Below are 20,635 nucleotides of genomic sequence, written 5' to 3'. Positions count from 1 at the left end.
ATGTACGACGCGATTGAGCCGGCAGCAGGACCGGAGGCCGGCGGGCACGACAGTTCTGGACACGATGGTATGGGGCATCACCCTTCGGAGGGGGGAGGTTTCATCGACGGCCTGAGCGATGCCGACCGGGACATGGCCGCCAGCTATGGCTGGCGCGATGCCGCCGGCATTCTGGAAGGCTATCGCTCGCTGGAAGACAGACTGTCCGGGGCGCTGCGGGTTCCGGGCGAGGAGGCCGGCAGCGAGGAGCAGGCTGCCTTTTATGCCGATGTTTCCAGCCGCTGGACACCGAAGGACGGCTATCGCTTCAAGATGCCCGAGACGCTGCCGGAAAACTTTCCCTACGACCAGGCCTTTGCGCAGGAAGCCGGAGACTGGTTCAAGGAGGCGGGGCTTCACCCGGAGGCAGCGCAAAAGCTGCACGACCGGTGGGTGGGCAAGATGGCAGAGCAGTTTTCCGCCCATGAGGAAGCGGCTTTTGACGCCGCGCAGAAACAGGGCCAGGCGGCCGAGGCAGCGCACCTGTCCCTGGTCAGGGAATATGGCGAACCGGACAGCGACGGCTATCAGAACGCAATTGCCAAGGCCGACCGGGCGCTGAGCACCTTGAAGACGGCCGGGGTGGACCTGACAGGATGGTTTGCGGAAAAAAGCGCCTTGACCACGGCAGGCAGCGACGGTTTGCAGCAGGTGACAGACCCCGTGGCGGTGAAGCTGCTCGCCTTCATCCACGACAGCGCCTTTTCGGAAGACGGCCTGAACGGTTTCGGCGCGGGCGGGGAGGGGGGCAATCCCTTCGAGACCGGCAATCCGGACCTCAGGCAGCAGTCGGATCTTCTGGAAAACAACCCCTTGCGGGCACGGCAGATGATCGTCGCAGCGGGGCGGGATCCCAGATTGTTCGGTCTCTGAAAATGCCGCCGATTTCGGAAGAGGTTTTCGTGCCGATTTCAATTAAGGGTTGATCTGGAACAAATAATGAACATATTCTGATTGTTCAGCGTTTCGACGCTTTTCTTCGCGAGCGATCATATTTTGAGGGATCCGGAATGAAAACAAGCACCTTTCGTTGTTTCAAAGGATTAGGGGCAATTCTCAAAGTGACCGGGATCATTGTTCTCCCGTCGGTTTGCCTGGCTGCAGATGGTTCCGCCATCCCGTGGGAACAGCAGCCTGAAATTCTTCGATCGGAGATTGAGGGCTATGTCAAATCAAGCCTCGATCCCGCCACGTTCAAGGTGCGGGTCGCGGAGGACGTCCGCGTGGTTTATCTGGGCTTCTCGCCTGAGGAAATCGACCAAAATGCGGAGCAGTTTCCGGATGTCCCGGGGCATCGCATTTCGCACCTGCCCTATGGACGGAATGACTATTACAGCATTCCGGTGGATGTGTTGGATTACCAGCTTTCCAACACGATTACCGTTCTCAATGTCGATCTGGCCAAGAAGCCGGGGTCGGGAGAAGGTAGTGGCGAGAACAGCACGGAATTGACTGAAGTCCTTGCACCGAAAGGAGAGTTCTTTCAGTCGCTCGGATTATCGATTTTTGAGTTGATGAAGGTCACGGACGGTCGAGGCACCCTCGTCGAATTCGGGCCGCCAATGACGAAGTTCGGCGATTTCGAGTTTTCCTTTCGGGACAAGGTTCTCGAAACGCCTTGCACATCGGTCTTCGAGTTCGCCGGGTCTGACGACGGCGGACAGGAAAATACCATGGTTGTCTATTCCGGCGCCGAACCCGGTTCTGCCGACCAGCTCCAGTGCCTGAAGATGCAGTCTTTGGTCTTCCTGCGGCCTGCGAGCCTACCACTTTCCACAGCGCTCGAAGAGAGATGAAACTCGCTGGCAGGTGTCGGTTTATAGCGCATTTCCATAAACCTGCACAAGCTGACACCTGCCTGCAAAGTCGTGCTGTGCCATGAGCAATCGTGCCAACTGATGCCAGCAATCCGTCTGTGGAGCAGGTCAGACACCCCGGCAGAAAAATCTGGCGATCTTTTCAGTCTCCGGTGCGAAGGCCTGGCTTTCTAACCGGATGCAATTAATGGTTGTTTTTTGGAACATATCTTGAACAATATGCCGGTATCAAAAGATCGAAATCGGAGAGTTCGATTGTGAAACTATCAAGACTATCGGGCATTTTGTTGGGCCTGTTTCTCGTTGCCTGTGCGTCAGATGAAGAGAGAAATTTATCAGGTGCAAACGGGAAAACGGTGGTTTCGGCCTGTGATCCCGGACCGATTTTCGAACGGCTTGAGAAAGAAATGAAAACCGGTCTTGCTGGCGCGGATCAGGAGAGGATTTCTCGCGTATACAACGAATATTTTCGAATAGTGAGAATTTGCGACAAAACTCAAGATATGACTTATGTCGTGAAGCAAGAATATGCCGACAAAAGAACCGCCGCATTTCTCGGTTTTCCACCGCCTCCCCCGTATATTTATACGCAAAAAAAATCCCGAAAAGGTGAGCTTTGCCTCAGTCGGGAGGGCTCGGAAAGTTCGTTGATTTCCGCACCGAAATGGTATTGCGAAAAGGGCGGTTGGTCTGACAACATTTAGATAAGGGCCAAGTAATGGATAATCACGGACAGCAAACGATACGTATCGGTGAGTACAAGCTGTTTGGAGTTGCCTCACATATTGTCATCACAGCTCATGATGAAACCGGCAAGCAGATCTGGGAAGTCAACGGACTTTCACATGACAGGCAAAATAATATAATTCCAATAGGAAAACCCTGGGACGGAAGCGATACGATCAAAGGTCACTTGGATAATTTTTCAAGGATGGGGCATCTCGTCGACAACCAGACAACAATTATCGCGGGGACGCCGGCTGAAATCGAGGCATACAGGATAAGAGCTCGCAGGGCTATTGATCGGATCAATGCTCAAAACCTTGATTACAGAATCGACAACCAAAATAGCAACAGCGTGGCGGGGACGGTCCTGAAGTCTTTCGGGATTTCGCCACAGGAATTGCTGAATTCAACAAGGCATCAATTTGAAAAACCAGTCCCAGGCTTTACCGAAGATCTGATCGGCAACAAAGATGTCTTACCTGCAGGATCGGCGCAGTCAGATCCTGAATTGGATGGTCAGTCGGCGCATGGCAACAGATTACGAAACCATGTTGCTGCTCCGTTTCCGATGCCGAGACCTCATTTGGCAGCGGATGACAACCGTTCGAGGGATAGTCAGCCCGCGTTGCGTGGCGAAAGTGATATTCCGCCGCCATCCTTGAGCGAACCGAAGAGCGGTGAGGCTTTTGAGAACGGTCCCATTCCGAGCGCCAAACCGAGTAGAGCTCGCTCTATGCTCCAGCCTGATAATCTGAAGAATGCAAATCCATTCGACGTGAGAAAACCCGACCTCAAACAGCAGGCCTTCCTTTTGGACCATCAGCCGACGAAGGCGAAGCAGCTTATCCTTTCTGCTGGACGAAACCCGGAGTTGTTCGGGTTCAAGGGTGTTGTCGTTTAACTGAACGACCCCTCAAATTTACGTGGTCCGATGCATTACCTCACAAATCGGATCCATCAGACGCCAGATCCTTGCTCACTTGCGAAGTCCTTTGTGCGCTTTGCCGTCAAAGCAACGCAGGCCTGTGACTGTCATCGCGATATTGCCACCTCGGCTGAGCGATCTTACCCGCTTTGAGCGATTTCTGCCCCGTTAATCGAGGAAACGGAAGTCCTCCAAAACTGCGTATTTCTTTTTTCAACCGGAACGTTGCTTCAGCTACTTCAAAATTGGAAGGGGCGACTTTTTGGCAAATTGCCTGCGGCCATGGCGAGGAAACGTGCGCCATCGACAGCAGTCCGTTAGAGCCGGAAAATTGTCAAAATCAAAGGAAATTCAATGACATCTCAAATTTCAGACATCGTCGTCCCGCGTGTGTTCACCCCCTATATGGCGGAGAACAAGCCGGCCAAGCTGATCATGCTGGAAAAATCCGGCATTCTGGCCGGTCCGGCACCGGAAATCGGCAAGCGCTTCAAGGCCGGTGGCAACCAGATTGAAGTGCCCTATTGGGAAGACCTCGACGATGCCGAGCCGACGGTGATCGACGACAGTGATAACAAGATCGGTGTCAGCAAGATCACCGCCAGTGACATGAAGGCCTACAAGCACCGCCTGGCCAAGAAATACGGTGCCAAGACGGTGGCAAGCTATGCCGCAACGGGGCGAGGCGACAGCGCCATGAACCGGGTGGCCGAACGGATCAGCGCCTACTGGGGGCGCCGCAAGGAAGAGCGCATCATCGCGACGGCAGAAGGCGTGATCGCCGACAATGTGGCCAATGACAGCGGCGACATGGTCTATTCCATCTATTCCGATGTCGGTTCGCCGACGGCCGCCAACCGCATCAGCTATCAGGCGATCAACCGGGCGCGCCTGACCATGGGTGAGAACCTGGACGACCTGCGCGTGATCGCCATGCACAGCTTCGTTTACGGCACGCTTCTGGACGACGAAAAGATCGAGTTCAAGAAACCGTCCGAAGCGCCGTTCGAGGTGCCTTACTACGCTGGCATGATGGTGGTGCATTCGGAAATGATGCCGGTGACGGCCGGGGCCAATTCGGACGAATATTCCTGCTTCCTGTTCGCGCCGGGTGCTTTCATGCATATCGACGAAGTGCCGAGCCGCTCGACGATCTACGGCAACGAAGGCACAGAAATCACTCGTGATCCGGACATTGGCGACGGCGGCGGTGCCGACTATCTGACCACCCGCCGTTTCGAGCTGATCCATCCGGCCGGAATGGATTTCACGGCGTCTTCTCTTGCCAAATCCCAGGGAGCGAGCCTGGCCGAACTGCGCAACGCGGCCAACTGGGACCGGAAATACAACCGCAAGAACGTGAAGCTGGCCTGCCTGAAGGTGAACATCTGACAGCGTACCCAGCGGGCAGTCTGGAGGCGAGCGACCGCAGACATCCACCCCAACGTTTTTGGACCGATCGACGTTTCTGCCCTTAGCCTTTCCTGCGGGCTTTTTGTTTGGTCGGTTCGACCCCTCATGGGCCTGATCAAGTCAGGGCCTGCCAAACTTCTTCGGGCGGCGTTTGCCGCCCTTTTTCATTTTCTCGAAAAAGAGGCCAGACATGGACGAGATCATCATGCGCCGCTTGCGGCATCTCCAGCGCCTGGAAGAACAACACGAAGCCGATTTTCTGGCCCGGTGCGCCCCACCCAAAACCGAGGCCGAAAAGCGGCAGGAACACCTGGCGGATGCGCTGGCCGCGGACTGGAACCGCAAGCAAAGGGCAGCAAGGCAGCCACAGGCCGAAAAGCCGCTGCCCAAAGGCTGGCGCAAGGAGCACTGGAAGACCCAGCAGGCCATGGCCGCGGATTATGCCGGCGTGAAGGCCGCCAACAAATACGAGGCTGTTCAGGCGCTTGCTGCCTATGAGGCCAAAGCCGGCGACCTTGCCGCCGCCTGACCCTTTCAAGGAAACTATTTCATGTCGGGAACCGTCAACACAGCCGTTGAGATGGCGAACCTTGCGCTTGCGCATCTGAAGGAAGCGCCCATCCGCGACTTCGATTTTTCCTCCGTGGCGTCGCGCTGGTTCAGGAACCATTATGCAGCGCACCGGGATGCCTATTTGGCCATGCACGACTGGGACTTTGCCATCGAGCTGGTGAACCTGCCTGCGGAAACCGAAAAACCGCCGTTTCGCTGGGCCTACCAGTACAAGCTGCCGGCCGACACGCTTCGCATTCCGCAGCAGAGTGTTGGCGGATCGCCGGGAGGGACGATCATTCCCTTCGAAGTGGTGGGCCAGCGCATCATGTCGGATCATCCGCCGCCGTTTCCGCTCCGCCATGTGCGCCGGGTGGTGCGGGAGGCCGAATTCGCCCCGCTGTTCGTGAACGGGTTCGCCCTGTTTCTGGCGGCGGGCTGCGCCCATTCGATCACCGGAAAGAACAGCCGTGCGGAAGCCTTGCGCCAGGCGGCGCGGGAAGCCTTCGACCAGGCCGGAACATCCGATGCCCTGCAGGGCACGCCGCTGCCCATGATTGACCTGGATATCATTGCAAACAGATGAGCTATCACCTTCAAGCCACGTTCAGCAGGGGGGAACTCGACCCGGAGCTGATCTATCGTTCGGACCTGGAACTGTTCCGGTCCTCCCTGGCCGAATGCCGGAATTTTCTGACACTGAAACGCGGCGGCCTGCGCCGGCGCGGCGGCACCAAATTTATTGCGGAACTCAAGGACAGCAGTCGGCAAGGCTGGTTGATCCCGTTCGAGTTCGGAAACGGTCAATATTACATGCTTGAGTTCGGCGACCACATGTTTCGAATATTCACCAGCGAGGGGCGGGTCGGCACCGTGGAGGTTGCGACACCCTATTCCTCCGAGGTTTTGCCACGGCTGAAATTCGTACAGTCGACCGACACGCTGTTCATCGCTGGTGGCGGCGTTGCCCCGCAGGCGCTCAAGCGGTTGTCGGAACTTTCCTGGGCGATCGAACCGATGTCGTTCAGGGACGGGCCCTATCTGGACGTCAATATCTCGCCGACGAACCTGAAACCGGCCGGCACGGGCAATGCCGTTCCGAAAATGACATCAAATACAGCCCCGAGCGGGACGGTGTCTGCCTCCAACGGCAGCGCTTCGGCGTGGCAGGTTTTCAACCGCTCGGAGGGCAAGACAGTGCTTTCATCCGGGGCAACGGGTTGGGTGCAATACCAGTTCCCCAGCAGTGTCGTGATCGACGCCTGCATGCTGCAGGCACCGAACGACAACAGCCAGAATGACGACATGCCCTGGCAGTGGAACATCGAGGCGTCGAACAATGGCTCCGACTGGACAATTCTGGATACGCAGGACGGTCAGGATACCTGGGCCTCCAACGAATGGCGGGAATATGATTTTCACAACGAAACCGCCTTTACTCATTACCGGCTGAGCTTCACGCAAGGAGGCGGATCTGCTTCGGACAATTCCGCAATCGGGCAACTGGTGTTTCACCAGGCAGGCAACGACCAGAGCCCTTTCACGCTGACCGCATCAGGCACTGCGGGGATCAATGGCGGTGCCGGCTTTCAGGCGTCTGACGTGGGGCGGCACATCCGATTTCGCGGGTCGGACGGCTTCTGGCGCTGGTTCCGGATCCACAGCCGCCAGTCGGCAACCTCTGTCAAGGTGCAGCTGTTCGGTCAGGCACTGCAGGACACGAAGGCGCAAAGCATCTGGCGGTTGGGGGCATGGTCCGGCACGACGGGATGGCCGGAAACGATCGGCTGGCACAAGAACAGGCTCGCCTTCGCGGGCACCAGCGAGGAACCACAGAAAATCTGGGAAAGCCAGACGGAGGATTTCACCAATTTTTCCGTATCCCATGTCCTGAAGGCATCTGACGCGGTGACCGCGGGCATTCTTTCCGGACAAGTGAACCGGATCCAGTGGCTGGTCGACGATAACGACCTGATTGTCGGCACGACCCGGGCGGTGCGTGCCGTCGGCAAGGCGACGGATCAGGACCCTTATGGGCCGGAGAATGTTGACCAGAAGCCTGAAACGAATTTCGGCGCCAATGACGTCAGCCCGATCAAGGTGGGGTCGGTGCTGATCTACTACGGCCCTTATGGAACCGACATGCGCGAAATGGCCTATGACTTCGGCTCCGATGGCCGGGTGTCTCAGGCGGTGAGCGAGGTGCAGTCGCATCTGTTTCAAAGTGGTATCGCCGGGGCCTGCTACCAGCAATATCCCGATAGCGTCATCTGGCAGTGGGACCAGAAAGGCCGTGGGATCGGCTTCACCTATGAACGCCAGCAGCAGGTTTATGGCATGCAGCGCCACGATTTCGGTGGTGTGGTGGAATGTATGGCAGACCTTTCGGGCGCTGGAGCGGACACCGTCTGGATGGTCGTGAAACGGACCATCGACGGACAGGTGCGGCGGTACATCGAAATCATGCAGCGGCCGTTTCCGGGCGGGGCAATCGAGGATGCGTGGCATCTCGATTGCAGCGCGCGCTACGAAGGCCTGCCGGCAAACACGGTCTCGGGACTTCAGCATCTGGAAGGCGAAGAGGTGATCCTTTATGCCGATGGGACCGACTATCCGGCAACTGTGACCGCCGGAGAAGCGAGCCTGCCGAATGGCCAAACAGCGGAAAAGATCCTGGTCGGGCTGAATGTTTCGGCGAGGGCGAAGACCTTGCCGTTTCCCATTAATGCGCAGGATGGCTCAGCCATGGGCCGCAAGATGCGCGTGGACAATTGCAGCATCGCGGTTCTGAACACCGGAACCCTGAAGGCCGGGTCAGACGAAACCTTTCTGGACGAGCTGATCTATTACCGTGCGGGAGATCCTGCCGGAGAGCCGGCGCCCTTGCGCACTGGGGTGCTCGACCAGCCAATCGAAACGCGATGGGAAGACGGGGGGCAGCTTACGCTGGCAGCCAGCGGCGGCAAACCCTGCACCATCCTGGCCGTCAATTTCGGCCGAGACGCGGAGCCTTAATTCATGTGTCACCCAGCAATATTGGCTGCGGTCTCCGTTGCGGGATCGCTGGCCGGCGGCGCTGTGCAAGCGCAGGGCGCGCGCCAGCAGGCAGATGCCCAGGCAAAGGCGGAAGAGCGCCGTGCAGAACTGGCCGACCGCCAGAAGGCGGTCAACCAGACCCAGGCTTCTTTTGAGCGAAAACGAACCCTGGACAAATACGAAAGGGCACTCGGCTTCAACCGGGCTGCCGGAGCCGAACGCGGGCTATCGCAAACCGGTTCGCTGAATGACGTCGCGAACGACAATGCCTTTGAAGCGGCACAAAGCATCGAGGCAATTCGGTATGGCGCGGAAGGCAAGCGGGACAATCTGACCTTCGAGGCGAAAACGGCCCGGGAGCGGGCACATTCGAGCCGCCGCGCGGGGCGTATCAACGCCACCGGTGCCATGTTGGGTGGTGTTACCCAGGCTTTCACGACGCTTGGCAATGCCGCCTACAACGGTGCTTTCAAATTCAGGTGACAAAACGGTACTGACAATGGCGAGATTGCAGAAATTCAATGGTGCCGACAGCCTTCCGGGCTTTGGCAGTCCGCAAGTTGTCGCTGACACCGCGGTTGGACAAGCTGCGGCAGGGCTGGGACAACAAATCCGCCGTTCGGCAGGGGCTTTCGGTGATCTTGCCGGGACCGCTGCTCAAAGACGCAGGCGAATTGAGGACTTTAAAGTTCAAATGGCTCAACGGGAATTTGACGCCAGGTTGAAGGAAAGGGCTGCGGAGGAACAGCAGCAGGCGCAACCAGGCGGCTTCGGCTTCACCGAGGCCATGATGGCTCATCTTGAAAAGTCTAGAGAGCAGGCGCTCAAGGAACTGCCTGCAGGTTCAAGAGACGCGTTCAACCGCCACGTGGAGGCGCAGCGTGACCGCTATATCAACGGCTTTGCTGCAATTGAGGCGGGGGAAAACGAACGCTATTTCCAGCAGGGTTTGGAAGAAGAAGGTATCCGGCTGGCATCAGAGGTGCGCGAGAACCCGGATGGTCTCGAAGAAGCATTCGAACAGGCAAGAACGTTGCTGTCGGCTGCTCCCTTGCCGGCCGAAGGCAAAAAGGCAGCCTATGCGAAAATAAGCGAGACACTGGCAGAGTCGTGGGCTGAGACAAGACCGCTTGAAGAACTGCTACCAGCAATCGGCGACGAACTTGCAAGGCGAGAGTTTGCAGGACCGGAAGGTTTAGGAAATGAGCTCGAACGGGTAGGTGAGACCGTCAATGGCCCCGACAGGCCGGAGGCGTTTGCGGACGAAAGCCAGGTTCTGGCAGAACGGCTGAAACTGCTGCCTGGTGAAACACTGGGCCGAATGCAGGCAAATGCCGTTAAAAGCAGAGCGGCGATTGCTGCTGGGGAAGTTGGCAAGATCGAACGCCGCATCGAGGCGAGTTTTGGCCAGTTCGACAAATCCGAGATCGAAGCAAACGGCTTGCTCGACCCAAGGCAGAAAACACGACTGATCGGCCAGCTTGAAGTGGCAAAAAAGGAGCATATCGCGAACATTGAAGCTGCGAATTGGCTCTTGTCTTCTGAAGAAGGGGATCGGGGACCGCAGCGCCAGAAGAACGCGAACCGGGCGTTCACCTTTCTGGAAAATGGCGAAATCGACCGGGACACACTTGCACTCAAGATTGTGGAAACGAAGGGCGTTGTTCCGGAGAGTTATGCCGCCGCCTTGAGCAAGGGAACTCGGAGCAACGAACCCGAGGTCATTTTACGAGCGTACGAAAACCTCGCAAAGGTTCTGGCGTTGGCACCGCAGTCGGCGGTGTTGGCAAAAAGAGAACGCAATCTTGTCGACAGGTTTGAAAAGTGGACCCTTTTGACAAAAGGCTATGGGCTGAGTCCTGAGGAAGCTGCGGAGACGCTGGCGAAAGGCAATGATTCTGGTTCTGCGCACAATCTGGAGGAGGCTTTTGACCGGCAGTTTCCTGCTTGGGAAGGGAAAGACCTCGGCAGCCAGACCTTGAGAGAGTTGCTGACACCTGCAGATACAAGATTTCCAGAAGGATCTGGCGGATAAACGTAACAGGTCAATCCGGCGAGAGCCTTTTCGAGCCGCCAATGTGACCGTGGCTCAATTTCTGATCTCAAATTTTACCAGGGAACTCCATGACAGTAGCAGCCTTGACCGAAGGCCGCGCCCAGATCACGGGCGACGGCGTGACGGATCGTGTCGACTTGCCATTCCAGTTTGTCGACCAGAACAACCTGCAGGTATCGCACCGGACTGCAACCGGCGTGATTACCGTTTGGCAGTATCAGCAAAGCCCTGGCAACTGGCACTTTACCGGTGGCAACTTCGGCACCGGTACCGTGCTCTTTGACGCCAGCGCCTTGCAGGCAGGCGAAACGCTGACGGTTTTGCTGGTGAGCAAGTACGATCAGCCTTACAGCCTGGCAGGCGGAGAGATTGACCCGGCGGTCATGGAACGCGCCATGGACCGGACGGCGATCAACATGCAGTCGGTCGCCACCCGGGCGCTGATCGAGGTCAACGGCGGCTTTGACCTGAAAGGCCGGCGGATGATCAACGCGCTTGATGCGGCCGATAATCAGGACTTGCCGACGCTGCAGCAGGTTCTTGAAATCGCCTCGCTACCAGGCGCGCAAGGGCCGAAAGGGCCGGTCGGCAACCAAGGCCCCACGGGTCCGGCTGGTCCGCAAGGCCCTGCCGGTCCGCAGGGACCACAGGGGGAACGCGGCCCGCTCGGCTATGAAGGTCCGCGAGGCCCAACCGGCTATCAAGGCCCGGAAGGCCCGCGCGGTCCCGAAGGGCCATCCGGTCCGACTGGCTCACAAGGACCGATTGGACCGCAAGGCCCGCAGGGTCCAGAGGGGCCGATTGGGAAATCATTCGACCCGGATTACACCGGCCTGACCGTTGACCGTGCAGCCTATGACGCCGAACCGAAAGACACGTCCTTTCTCGATAACGAGGCCGGAATTGTTTATTGGAAGCTCTCCAACGCGGTCGGTGTCTGGTCGACGGGCGTCAACTTCGGTCGTGGGCCGCAAGGCTTGCAGGGGCCGCAGGGCATTCAAGGCCCGGCCGGTCCTGTCGGGCTGAACCACCGCGGAACGTGGAACGCGGCAACCGCTTACGTTGAACGGGATACGGTCAGCCATGACGGGTCTTACTTCATCTGCGTGTCAGCTCATACCGGCATCACCCCGGAAAACGCTGCCGCCGAGTGGGACATTGTCACCACCCAAGGGGAACGCGGCCTGCAGGGCTTGCAGGGCATTCAGGGACCGGAAGGGCCGCAGGGTGTGCAAGGCCCGGAAGGCATCCAAGGCCCGAAAGGTGATACCGGTGCGCAGGGGTCGACGGGTGCGGAAGGTCCGCAAGGCCCGCAGGGCGATCCCGGGTTGATCTATCGCGGCTTCTGGTCTTCTGGCGACACTTACAATTCTGACGAAACGGTCACCTACAACGGATCTTCGTATATCTCGTTGCGGGTGAATATCGGTCAGAACCCGAGTGTATCTTCGGATGATTGGGGCCTGCTTGCTGCCAAGGGTGATGTGGGTCCGGTTGGTGCAACGGGTCCGGAAGGGCCACAAGGTTCAACCAGCTACGACGCTGGGACCGTCGGCGGTCTGACGTCGGGCCAGCTTCTGCGGTCTGATGTAAGCGGGACGATAAATGGCAACCTCACGGCAACCGGGCAGCTTCTGTCGAACAACCATATTTATCTTGGCCGTGCCGGGGCCGGTGATAACTGGCTGATTTTCCGAGACGCGAACAGCAATACGGACAGGTACTTTGGCTGGGATGACAGCGCCAACGCTCTCGTCGCAGAAGAGAACGACGGTGGGTTTCATAAGGTTGGGATGGTCTACGACGGCTCAAATGTAAACGAAACCATCTTTCCAATTGGGCACATCATCTGGGCATCTGCACCCGCCGGGATCAACAGAAACGCTTCACGAGCCTGCTATTTGCACACAGCATCAACGGGCTATGCCGACAGTTCGGACGGTAACAGATCTTCCGGCTTATCGGGCACGTGGCGATGCCGAGGGCAAGCCGGTGCTGTCGCCATCTATCAGCGTGTCGCGTGAGGAAAAGGAATGACAGAAATCAACGTCAAGACAACCGTCATCACCAATTTCCATGGCTTCTTTCCAAGCCACGAAACCGACCACAATCTAACCGATATGTCCAAGATCGTCGGCGCGTGCTCCTATGATGTGCAACACGCAAATGGGTACACGGAAACACTCGAAACCGGCTTGCGGCCAGGCGAAAACTTCGGGTGGAGCATTAAGGTAATCCAGGCAGCGCAGGCCTGGCGAAATTCCGGCGGGTTCATTCCGGAATGGGTTCCGCCTGCGTCTGAATAAACTCGGCCAAACCGACCGAAACACGCACTGCCCTTGAGGCGGTTTTTTTATGCCTGAAAGGCAGTCCAATGAAACTGGTTTCAGACTGGCGCGCGGTCCTGCAAAGGGCTTGGAGCGTGCGCCTTATGCTGCTTGCTGCGCTGCTCTCTGGCGCGGAAGTGGCGTTGCCCTTTCTGGGCGACTTCATTGCGCCGGGCTTACTCGCTGCCCTGTCGGCGTTCACCGTGTCGGCCGCGTTCGTGGCCCGGCTTCTCGCACAAAGGAACATGAAAGATGGGACGTAAAACCCGCCTTGTCGGCGGCATAGGCGCGACTGCGATCGCGCTGGTCGGTGCCTGGGAAGGTCTGCGCCTGACGGCATACCGGGACGTTGTAGGTGTTCCAACCGTCTGTTACGGCGAAACGCTCGGGGTGAAGCTTGGGGACAAGCACACAAAGGCCGAGTGTGACGCAATGCTGTTGGCCTCGTTGCAGCGGCATGAAGCCGGAATGAGAAAGTGCCTCAAGCGGCCGGATGCCATTCCCGCAAAGTCCTATGTCGCGTTCGTCAGTCTCACCTACAACATCGGGGTAGGGGGCTTTTGCCGGTCGACTGCGCGCAAACGTCTTGATGCCGGGGACGTGCGCGGCGCCTGTAACGCAGCCAAATGGTTCAACAAGGCAGGCGGCCGGACGATCCGAGGACTTGTGAACCGCCGCGCGGCCGAGCATTCGCTTTGCCTGGAAGGGCTGAGGTAATGCCGGTGATCGCCTGGATGCTCCAAAGCCGCACCGCGTGTGCTGCCCTCGCCATTGCCGCTGTTCTGGGCGGCTTTTTTGTTTGGCACAAGGTCGACAAGTCGAGCGCGGTTCGCCGGGCCGTTGTCGAGTATGTGGCCGACGCGGAATTGACCGCAGCCCGGGTGCAGCTTGATGAACTGAAACGCCGGAAGGTTGTTACTGAACGGGCAAACCGGCGTTTTCTCTCCCTTATCGATCAGGCCAACGCGGAAGCGGAAGCCGCAGCACAGGAGTTGGAACACTATGTTTCGACCGTTGGGGATGGCTGCACTTTGCAGCCTGATCTTTTTGAGCGCTTGCGCAACCAATGACGAGCGGTTGCGAACTGCCGCCGCACTCTCGGCGCAGGTGGAAGCCTCGAAAGAGTTGCCGGGCTATCCGGAGGACTGCCGGCGGAAAGAAGCGTCCGGCGTTCGGATCGGGGAGCCGCTGGACGTTGCCTTGATCCGGACCGACCAGGCGCTTGGCCGTGCCAATGCCCGCGTGATGCGGTGCAGCCGGTGGTACGACGAAATCAAACAGGGCTACGCAGGGGGTGTGCAGTGAACGAAGATCAGATGCGGGAAATTGCCCGCGAAGGCGGCAAAGAAGGCGGCCGGGAGGCTGCCCAAGAAGTGCTCAAGGCGCTCGGCGTCGATATCGAGAACACCATCGAAGCGCAGAAGGACATGCACTTTTTGCGTGATCTGCGAAAAGGAACGTCCAGCGTTAAAGGCAAGGTGATCAATACCGTTGTAGGGGCCTTGGCGCTGGCTGGCCTCTACAAGCTTCTGTCGGGAATTAGATGGGGGGCTTGAATTCTCAAAAAGGCACTGTTCGTTAACTTGACATACTGTTCACTATTTTAATGCTAGTTATTCGAAAATATCAAAACTATCTCCAATTAACGAACAAACGCCGATGCCGGTTTTGAAACTTTGGAGATCAAGATGTCCTCACCGTTGAAATCAATTCTGCATGTCAATGCCTCAGCACGTACCGCCGGTTCAGTGACGCGTGACCTTGGGCAGACCTTCGTGACTCGTTTGCTGGCAAAATCACCAGATGCAAAAGTCCTTACTCGCGATGTTTCCCAAGGGGTACCGTTCCTGAGCGAAGAGTGGATTGGCGCGACTTTTACAGATCCTGCTTCACGGAGTGCAGAACAAAAAATGGTGCTTGCTCTGTCCGACACGCTTGTTGGAGAATTGAAGGGGGCAGACACCATCGTAATTGGGACGCCTGTTTACAACTTTTCTATTCCGGCTACGCTAAAAGCCTGGGTTGATATGATTGCGCGAGCAAGAGAAACGTTTCAGTACACTGAGAACGGACCTGTCGGTCTGCTTCAGGGTAAAAAGGCTTACGTCATCATTGCCTCTGGTGGAACCAAAATAGGATCAGAGATCGACTTTGCCGGAAACTACCTGAAGCATATTCTTGGCTTTATCGGCATCTCCGATGTGACAATGATCGCGGCAGATCAATTGATGATCGAACCGGAAAACCGTGACGCGGCACTGGCTCAAACGATAGAGCTGGCCGCATGAGCGGAATTTGTGTTGAGGCCTGATATTCCAGTATTTGAAATTGCGGAATGCAACAGGCTTCCTGCGAAGTGAAATTTTTGGTTGTGTCTGGGCAGCTGCGGCAATTGCCCAGTCTTCAGTACGATCGGGCGCTATTTCTCACCCTCGACACCCGAACGGGCGATCAATTCTGGAATCAGCACAGCGTCTTTGGCGGCTGCACCTTCTGGTGCAGCCGACTACGCCGGGAATCTAAAATTGTTCGTTGAATTGTCCTGCTGTCTGCTCGGCGCAGCTCGTTTTCTTTGATTTCTTGCCGTTTGGTTCAGATTGCACCAACTACAATTGCAGCCAAAAACGCAAAGGCTGCTAGGAAGGCAATCATGTTCAGGTTCCGTACAAGGGTCATATGTCCGCTCCCGATTACCTCTTTCTGACGGGGTGATACTAAGTCAGCATAATGCCGAAGCGAAGCAAAAAAGATGCTGCAGCGCAGCGGAGAATTGCATTCCAGGGTTGTGTTTGTTGAGGAAGCATTAAGTAAAGCCTTGATTGGAAACGTTCACTGCCTTTTGGGAAAAAAACAGAACTAATTTGTCCTGGGTGTGCGATCCAGGGTTGCAAATAGTTATTTGGCGCGTCGAATTAATTGTGGGGAGGCCTTCCTGCTGCTGGCCGTTTCTCCAGGTTATGCGGCGATCAACGGTAGCTTAATGTTAAGGGCCTGCTGATAATGTCGAGGCTTACGCGACTGTCGCGCCGGAGTGTCGATGATCAATCTTGCAAAACTTGCTGATCTGGCGAGGGACACAAGCGCTGGAGGGCGCAAAAGCCTGGTCAGCATGCTGACGGACCTATTCGTGAACTCCGGTGACGACCGTGACGAGCAGATCAGCCTGCTATTTGGCGACATCGTTCTCAAAGTTCTCGGACAGCTGGAGGAAGAAACCAGGATCATTCTGTCCAAACGAGTTTGCAAGGAGAAAGATGCTCCTCGTGAACTGATGGTGAAATTGGCACAGGATGAATTTCCGGTTGCCGGCCCGGTCCTGGAAAACTCACCTGCACTCACCTCAGAAGACCTGGTCGAGATCGCATGTTCTGCGTCGATGGAGCATCTGGGGGCAATTGCCGGGCGTGAAACCGTCGACAAGGCAGTTACCACTGTATTGGTGGATCGGGGGGATACGGCGGTTTTAAGTAAAGTCGCTGAAAACCAGGGTGCAGAGTTCGCTAATGCATCCTTCCTGAAATTGGTGGAAAAAGCCCGATCGAGTGAAGCAATCCAGGCTGCCTTGATCAACCGCACCGACTTGCCGGATGCAGCTGCTCATGCCTTGCTGCCTTTCTTGACGGAAGAGTTGAAAGAAAGGGTCAGTGCACTCGGTGCCGACAGCACGCTTGTTCAGCTCCTGGCTGAACGTGCCGCTACCGAAGTGGCCGCTCGTGCGCACAAGCTTGAAGAGGCACGTGAACAATCCAACGCATTGATCCGTGACGTGGTGAGCAAGAAGACCAAAATCGATGATGCCGTGACCTTGTTCGCCCGTTCGGATCGAACAGCGGAGCTGGGTATGTTGCTTGCCAAGGTAAGCAATCTGCCGCCCAGTGCGGTATCCCAGCTCTTGTTCAGCGCAAGCGACAAGCCATTGATAATTCTTTGCAAGGCGAACGGCGTTACAGCCGAAGCCTACAAGGATATTCTCACGATGAGGGCCAGGCGGTTGCGCATTGGCGGATTGGAGCTGAATGCCGCCATCCAGCGTTATGCAGCGCTTAGTGAAGATGGCGCTCGCAGATCACTTGAAACCTTGAAGCAATCCGGTGCCAATTTCGGTTTGAAAACTGAAGAAGAAAAAACCGAAGCGGAAGCCGTACGGTCAAAAAAGAACATTCCCTTCGCATCAAGTCGCTGATTTTTTCAGTTCGCAGATCTCTGCAATGTTGCCGTCATCGCCGCAGCGGAGATCAGGAATGCGCCGCCCACCTTGTTTACCAGTCTAAGCAGGGAAGGACTTCTCAGTTTTTGTCCGAGGGCTGCTGCTGCATAGGCGTAAACAGCTGCATTCAAAACACCCAATGCGACGAAGGTCGTTCCCAAAAGTGCGAGCTGCGGGACAACTGGGGCGTGAGGTGCGATGAAGTGTGGCAGGAAAGCCATAAAGAAAACAATGCCTTTTGGATTGAGCGCTGTGACCACATATGCATGCCAGAATATTTTTCTGGGGGGAACATCGGCAACCTGATGCGGCCCAAGTGCAGTTGGCCGGCTTCTCCACATTTTCAGGCCAAGCCAGACCAGGTAGATCGCCCCTACCCATTTGAGCACGGTGAATGCTGTTGCAGACGTCGCCAGAATGGCACCGAGACCCATCAGCGACGCAGCTGCTGCTGTCGCGTCCCCCAAGCCAACACCCAATACGCTGGCAACCGCAGACTTGCGTCCCTGGGTCAAAGCATAGCTGACAACAAGCATGATCGTCGGACCCGGGATGGCGAGGACGATCAATGTGGCAATCACATAGGCGAAAAAGAGTTCTAATGTCATGGGGAGCCATCCACTTTTTGGGTCATGCAACCATAGACGCAGGACAAGCGTTGATCAATCATGAGGGTCGCTGGCAAGTACAATGTGCGGAGTTGGGAATGCACTTAAACCTCGTGTCGATTTGTACTGCTCTCGCGTTGTGTTGCCTGCTGCCTTTAGATGTTTACGCAAATCCTCCATTGCCGCAGGAAAAGCCGCTTCCTGGCCTCGGTAGTTCGCGATTCATCGAGGGGGTGGATGTGCCGGCGATCAAGCCAGCTACTCTTCCGGAAGGGCCTTTGGCAGGACCTGACGACAGTGGCAGAAAAGCTTCTGCGGGCGAATCCTCCACACCGTCAGCTTGCGATATTCCGGGTGCTACTTTTGAACAACTTGCTCCCTTGCAAGGGGATCAACCTGATGAGGATTGCGGGATCACCGTACCTGTCAACCTTTCTGGGTTACGTGGCGAGGATGCCGAAGTGACCTTCCCGATGAAAGCCACGCTATCGTGCGGTTTTGCGACGTCACTTACAGCGTGGGTGATCGAAGATGTCTTGCCCATTGCACAAGCACAGTTCGGGAAACCAGTGTCCGAGTTTCTCACAGGCCCTGGTTATCAGTGTCGCCGACGAAACAATCTTCCAGATGGAAAGCTCTCCGAACATGCGCTTGGCAAAGCCATTGATATTGTGGCCTTCCGATTAAGTGACGGTACTGAGATTTCAGTTGAAAAGGATTGGGCGCGCAACACGCAGAGCGGAAGCTTCCTGTCCGCCATACACAAGGCTGCCTGTAAAAGGTTCACCACCGTTCTCGGCCCCGATGCAGACCCAAATCACAAGTCTCACTTCCACCTCGATATCGGATGCCACGGCAAGAGCTGTAATTACATTATCTGCCAATAACCCAATCCCGGCTTGCAAATCAGCCTCAAGCTTGTTCCTTTCTATTCGATGACTTCTAACGCCGGAAGGACTGATGGAACGTTATAAAACAGCTATTGACGCCGCCTTGGATCTTCGTCCCGATCAGCCTGTGTATTGTTTCCGGCCGGACGTGCTCAGGCATGACGCACAGCAATTCCAGTCGCTCTTCCCCGGCAAGACGGCTTACGCGGTCAAGACGAATGGTGAGCCATTTGTCCTTGAGGCACTGGCAAAGGCCGGGATCAGTTGTTTCGATGTCGCATCGCCTGCAGAGTTCGCCGCGGTGAAAGAGGCAGCGCCGAAGGCTGAGATGCTTTACATGCATCCTATCAAGGCACAGTCGGACATTCGGCTAGCTTTGGAAACCTACGGTATTCGAACCCTTTCGCTCGACCACGAAGACGAAGTCGCGAAGATCCTGCGTGTTGTTAGGGCCCTTGATATAGATCCTGGAACGATCACACTCTTCGTTCGTATCACCACCAAGGGGCATGCTGCTTACGAGTTGTCGAAGAAGTTTGGCGCGGCTCCAGGTCACGCCGTTGAGTTGCTGCAACGGATCGACCGTATCGGGTTCAAATGCGGATTGTGTTTTCACGTTGGAAGCCAGATCGAAGAACCGGAAACCTATGAGCGAGCGCTGGCTTCTGCCGATTGGATCAGGTCACGTGCTGGCGTTCCCGTTGTGGAGCTTGATGTCGGGGGAGGGTTTCCGGCCGTTTATGGTCACGATCCGCGCCGTAAAGCGCCTGAGATGCCCTCGCTCGTGGAATTGATGGGGCAGTTGAAAGCCGATATCGCTGATTGGCAATTTGATGACCTGCCGCTTGTCGCCGAGCCAGGCAGAGTGATTGTGGCCCGATCGATCTCTCTCATTGTCAGAGTGCTGTTGAAGAAGGGGCGGCGCCTTTACATCAATGATGGCATCTGGGCGTCTCTTTCCGACAGTTGGACCGGAAAGATCACGCTGCCGGCTCGTTTCATTCCGGACCCGGCTCGCAAAACACGGGCTGGTCAGCCCGACAAGATTGTTCCCTTCAAGGTCTGCGGCGCAACCTGCGACAGCGTTGATATTCTTTCCAGGCCTTTCTGGCTGCCAGAGACTGTCGACACGGGAGACTGGATCGAGATTGGCCATATAGGTGCCTACAGCTTGTCGCTTCGCACAAGGTTCAATGGATTTTATCCCGACAAGGTCATTGAGGTCGAAACGCCGTTCGATTTCGGTGCTGCGCCGGAAGGCTTCGCTTCAATTGAAACCATGGCGGATTGATGCAAACAGGCTGATTGAACGAAACAACCTGGTTGCACTTGCCCACCGAGGCTGTTCAGTTCCCTTGGAGCATGACCCTTCTGAAAAGAATGACAACAAACGGGTGACCGGTTCGGCCGGTCGGTCGTTTGTTGCCACGAGTTCTTCAGTACCACCAGGCGGGCGCAAGCTTATTGGCAGAAACGCTGTTCACCCTGGTAGGTGGTATAGGTACCGGTCGACGGGTTGAACGACCGGTATTTCGAAGAGCAGTACTGGTACCAGGCTGGGCTCCACGGCTGATAACCGATGGCCGTGTTGACGCGACCGGGATAGGGAGCCGGCGGGTAGTGATTTACCGGCGGCGGGCCTGCGTAGCTCGGCTGGCGGGTCGCTCCCAGCAGAATTGCTCCTGCAGCGAGGCCGATGACACCTGCCGCGACAGCCGCGCCAAGATTATCATTGTTTTTGTGTCGGTTATGATTTCGATTATTGTGTCTCTGGTTATGGTGGTGGCCGCCACGGTGGTCACGCCAACCGTTGCGCGAGCCGGCTTCAGCAGCCGCGAAGGTCGGCAAAAGAAGGGCGCCCGTGAGGGCGGCGGCAACAAGACGTTTGCTCATGGTCTTCATTGGTTTTCTCCAAAGGCAGGCGCTGTTCTCGATTGGCGCCGTATCTGATGGTGAGACAATCGCATAGGCGCCCTGAACCGGTTCTGAGATGTCTGTTCATCTGACGTTCAGAATTCGGGTGAAGGCGAAAACCGTGG

Annotated in this window: 23 protein-coding genes; 21 read left to right on the top strand and 2 right to left on the bottom strand. The window is 56.6% G+C overall.

The genetic code is table 11. The features are described from left to right. The 19 genes from HCG46_RS03375 to HCG46_RS03285 all read left to right on the top strand — a co-directional run bounded on the left by HCG46_RS03375 (position 1) and on the right by HCG46_RS03285 (position 17,074). Positions 1-912: a hypothetical protein gene (locus tag HCG46_RS03375; RefSeq protein WP_168684609.1), complete on the top strand. Its 912-nt coding sequence runs from the start codon at positions 1-3 to the stop codon at positions 910-912. A gap of 137 nt (positions 913-1,049) precedes the next feature. Beyond that, positions 1,050-1,835, top strand: coding sequence for a hypothetical protein (locus HCG46_RS03370; protein WP_139314135.1), 786 nt, complete (start codon positions 1,050-1,052; stop codon positions 1,833-1,835). Between the two features lie 278 nt (positions 1,836-2,113). Then, positions 2,114-2,560: a hypothetical protein gene (locus tag HCG46_RS03365; RefSeq protein WP_139314136.1), complete on the top strand. Its 447-nt coding sequence runs from the start codon at positions 2,114-2,116 to the stop codon at positions 2,558-2,560. Positions 2,561-2,574: 14 nt separating this feature from the next. Further along, complete coding sequence (locus HCG46_RS03360; protein WP_075282661.1) at positions 2,575-3,483, top strand: hypothetical protein; 909 nt, start codon at positions 2,575-2,577, stop codon at positions 3,481-3,483. A 378-nt stretch (positions 3,484-3,861) separates the two neighbouring features. Next, positions 3,862-4,899: a hypothetical protein gene (locus HCG46_RS03355; protein WP_139314137.1), complete on the top strand. Its 1,038-nt coding sequence runs from the start codon at positions 3,862-3,864 to the stop codon at positions 4,897-4,899. Between the two features lie 211 nt (positions 4,900-5,110). After that, the gene (locus tag HCG46_RS03350; RefSeq protein WP_062488068.1) at positions 5,111-5,449 is read left to right on the top strand and encodes a hypothetical protein; all 339 of its coding nucleotides are present in this window, start codon (positions 5,111-5,113) and stop codon (positions 5,447-5,449) included. Positions 5,450-5,470: 21 nt separating this feature from the next. After that, positions 5,471-6,058: a hypothetical protein gene (locus HCG46_RS03345; protein ID WP_055655535.1), complete on the top strand. Its 588-nt coding sequence runs from the start codon at positions 5,471-5,473 to the stop codon at positions 6,056-6,058. Further along, entirely contained in the window at positions 6,055-8,487 is a 2,433-nt protein-coding gene (locus HCG46_RS03340) for a hypothetical protein (protein WP_168684607.1), read from the top strand. Before HCG46_RS03345 ends, HCG46_RS03340 begins: the two co-directional genes overlap by 4 nt. Positions 8,488-8,490: 3 nt before the next feature. Then, complete coding sequence (locus HCG46_RS03335; protein WP_168684605.1) at positions 8,491-8,991, top strand: hypothetical protein; 501 nt, start codon at positions 8,491-8,493, stop codon at positions 8,989-8,991. Further along, positions 8,951-10,543: a hypothetical protein gene (locus tag HCG46_RS03330; protein WP_168684603.1), complete on the top strand. Its 1,593-nt coding sequence runs from the start codon at positions 8,951-8,953 to the stop codon at positions 10,541-10,543. Before HCG46_RS03335 ends, HCG46_RS03330 begins: the two co-directional genes overlap by 41 nt. Positions 10,544-10,632: 89 nt before the next feature. Continuing rightward, entirely contained in the window at positions 10,633-12,588 is a 1,956-nt protein-coding gene (locus HCG46_RS28505) for a hypothetical protein (RefSeq protein WP_205838356.1), read from the top strand. Positions 12,589-12,597: 9 nt separating this feature from the next. Continuing rightward, entirely contained in the window at positions 12,598-12,870 is a 273-nt protein-coding gene (locus tag HCG46_RS03320; RefSeq protein WP_168684601.1) for a hypothetical protein, read from the top strand. A 68-nt stretch (positions 12,871-12,938) separates the two neighbouring features. Then, entirely contained in the window at positions 12,939-13,154 is a 216-nt protein-coding gene (locus tag HCG46_RS03315) for a hypothetical protein (protein ID WP_168684599.1), read from the top strand. Then, positions 13,144-13,608: a lysozyme gene (locus HCG46_RS03310; RefSeq protein WP_168684597.1), complete on the top strand. Its 465-nt coding sequence runs from the start codon at positions 13,144-13,146 to the stop codon at positions 13,606-13,608. The genes HCG46_RS03315 and HCG46_RS03310 overlap by 11 nt, the downstream gene beginning before the upstream one ends. After that, a complete protein-coding gene (locus HCG46_RS03305; RefSeq protein WP_168684595.1) occupies positions 13,608-13,961 on the top strand; it encodes a hypothetical protein in 354 nt (117 codons plus the stop codon). The genes HCG46_RS03310 and HCG46_RS03305 overlap by 1 nt, the downstream gene beginning before the upstream one ends. 7 nt (positions 13,962-13,968) lie before the next feature. Next, a complete protein-coding gene (locus HCG46_RS03300; protein WP_205838355.1) occupies positions 13,969-14,196 on the top strand; it encodes a hypothetical protein in 228 nt (75 codons plus the stop codon). Beyond that, a complete protein-coding gene (locus tag HCG46_RS03295) occupies positions 14,193-14,447 on the top strand; it encodes a hypothetical protein (protein WP_023000448.1) in 255 nt (84 codons plus the stop codon). The genes HCG46_RS03300 and HCG46_RS03295 overlap by 4 nt, the downstream gene beginning before the upstream one ends. A gap of 132 nt (positions 14,448-14,579) precedes the next feature. Then, complete coding sequence (locus HCG46_RS03290; protein ID WP_168684593.1) at positions 14,580-15,179, top strand: NAD(P)H-dependent oxidoreductase; 600 nt, start codon at positions 14,580-14,582, stop codon at positions 15,177-15,179. Between the two features lie 749 nt (positions 15,180-15,928). Then, positions 15,929-17,074 (top strand): DUF2336 domain-containing protein, encoded by a 1,146-nt coding sequence (locus HCG46_RS03285; RefSeq protein ID WP_168684591.1) that lies wholly within the window; start codon positions 15,929-15,931, stop codon positions 17,072-17,074. Positions 17,075-17,079: 5 nt separating this feature from the next. On the opposite strand, the gene HCG46_RS03280 is transcribed toward HCG46_RS03285, so the two are convergent. After that, complete coding sequence (locus HCG46_RS03280) at positions 17,080-17,706, bottom strand: LysE family translocator (protein ID WP_023000451.1); 627 nt, start codon at positions 17,704-17,706, stop codon at positions 17,080-17,082. Positions 17,707-17,804: 98 nt separating this feature from the next. Between HCG46_RS03280 and HCG46_RS03275 the strand changes: the two genes are divergently transcribed. Both HCG46_RS03275 and HCG46_RS03270 read left to right on the top strand, forming a co-directional pair. Then, complete coding sequence (locus HCG46_RS03275) at positions 17,805-18,593, top strand: extensin family protein (RefSeq protein ID WP_168684589.1); 789 nt, start codon at positions 17,805-17,807, stop codon at positions 18,591-18,593. A gap of 73 nt (positions 18,594-18,666) precedes the next feature. Next, positions 18,667-19,887, top strand: coding sequence for an alanine racemase (locus tag HCG46_RS03270; RefSeq protein WP_168684587.1), 1,221 nt, complete (start codon positions 18,667-18,669; stop codon positions 19,885-19,887). Positions 19,888-20,057: 170 nt separating this feature from the next. On the opposite strand, the gene HCG46_RS03265 is transcribed toward HCG46_RS03270, so the two are convergent. Beyond that, positions 20,058-20,498: a BA14K family protein gene (locus HCG46_RS03265; RefSeq protein WP_062488097.1), complete on the bottom strand. Its 441-nt coding sequence runs from the start codon at positions 20,496-20,498 to the stop codon at positions 20,058-20,060. Positions 20,499-20,635: the final 137 nt, after the last annotated feature.

The sequence above is a fragment of the Labrenzia sp. PO1 genome (assembly GCF_012273635.1).
GTDB lineage: Bacteria > Pseudomonadota > Alphaproteobacteria > Rhizobiales > Stappiaceae > Roseibium > Roseibium algicola.
The sequence above is the reverse complement of the archived record's forward strand: the minus strand, read 5'-3'. Positions and strand labels throughout refer to the sequence as shown.

Coding starts and splice junctions, on each gene's coding strand:
- HCG46_RS03375 (WP_168684609.1), top strand. CDS start 1: ATGTACGACGCGATTGAGCCGGCAGCAGGACCGGAGGCCGGCGGGCAC.
- HCG46_RS03370 (WP_139314135.1), top strand. CDS start 1,050: ATGAAAACAAGCACCTTTCGTTGTTTCAAAGGATTAGGGGCAATTCTC.
- HCG46_RS03360 (WP_075282661.1), top strand. CDS start 2,575: ATGGATAATCACGGACAGCAAACGATACGTATCGGTGAGTACAAGCTG.
- HCG46_RS03355 (WP_139314137.1), top strand. CDS start 3,862: ATGACATCTCAAATTTCAGACATCGTCGTCCCGCGTGTGTTCACCCCC.
- HCG46_RS03350 (WP_062488068.1), top strand. CDS start 5,111: ATGGACGAGATCATCATGCGCCGCTTGCGGCATCTCCAGCGCCTGGAA.
- HCG46_RS03345 (WP_055655535.1), top strand. CDS start 5,471: ATGTCGGGAACCGTCAACACAGCCGTTGAGATGGCGAACCTTGCGCTT.
- HCG46_RS03340 (WP_168684607.1), top strand. CDS start 6,055: ATGAGCTATCACCTTCAAGCCACGTTCAGCAGGGGGGAACTCGACCCG.
- HCG46_RS03335 (WP_168684605.1), top strand. CDS start 8,491: ATGTGTCACCCAGCAATATTGGCTGCGGTCTCCGTTGCGGGATCGCTG.
- HCG46_RS28505 (WP_205838356.1), top strand. CDS start 10,633: ATGACAGTAGCAGCCTTGACCGAAGGCCGCGCCCAGATCACGGGCGAC.
- HCG46_RS03320 (WP_168684601.1), top strand. CDS start 12,598: ATGACAGAAATCAACGTCAAGACAACCGTCATCACCAATTTCCATGGC.
- HCG46_RS03315 (WP_168684599.1), top strand. CDS start 12,939: ATGAAACTGGTTTCAGACTGGCGCGCGGTCCTGCAAAGGGCTTGGAGC.
- HCG46_RS03310 (WP_168684597.1), top strand. CDS start 13,144: ATGGGACGTAAAACCCGCCTTGTCGGCGGCATAGGCGCGACTGCGATC.
- HCG46_RS03305 (WP_168684595.1), top strand. CDS start 13,608: ATGCCGGTGATCGCCTGGATGCTCCAAAGCCGCACCGCGTGTGCTGCC.
- HCG46_RS03290 (WP_168684593.1), top strand. CDS start 14,580: ATGTCCTCACCGTTGAAATCAATTCTGCATGTCAATGCCTCAGCACGT.
- HCG46_RS03285 (WP_168684591.1), top strand. CDS start 15,929: ATGATCAATCTTGCAAAACTTGCTGATCTGGCGAGGGACACAAGCGCT.
- HCG46_RS03280 (WP_023000451.1), bottom strand. CDS start 17,706: ATGACATTAGAACTCTTTTTCGCCTATGTGATTGCCACATTGATCGTC.
- HCG46_RS03275 (WP_168684589.1), top strand. CDS start 17,805: ATGCACTTAAACCTCGTGTCGATTTGTACTGCTCTCGCGTTGTGTTGC.
- HCG46_RS03270 (WP_168684587.1), top strand. CDS start 18,667: ATGGAACGTTATAAAACAGCTATTGACGCCGCCTTGGATCTTCGTCCC.
- HCG46_RS03265 (WP_062488097.1), bottom strand. CDS start 20,498: ATGAAGACCATGAGCAAACGTCTTGTTGCCGCCGCCCTCACGGGCGCC.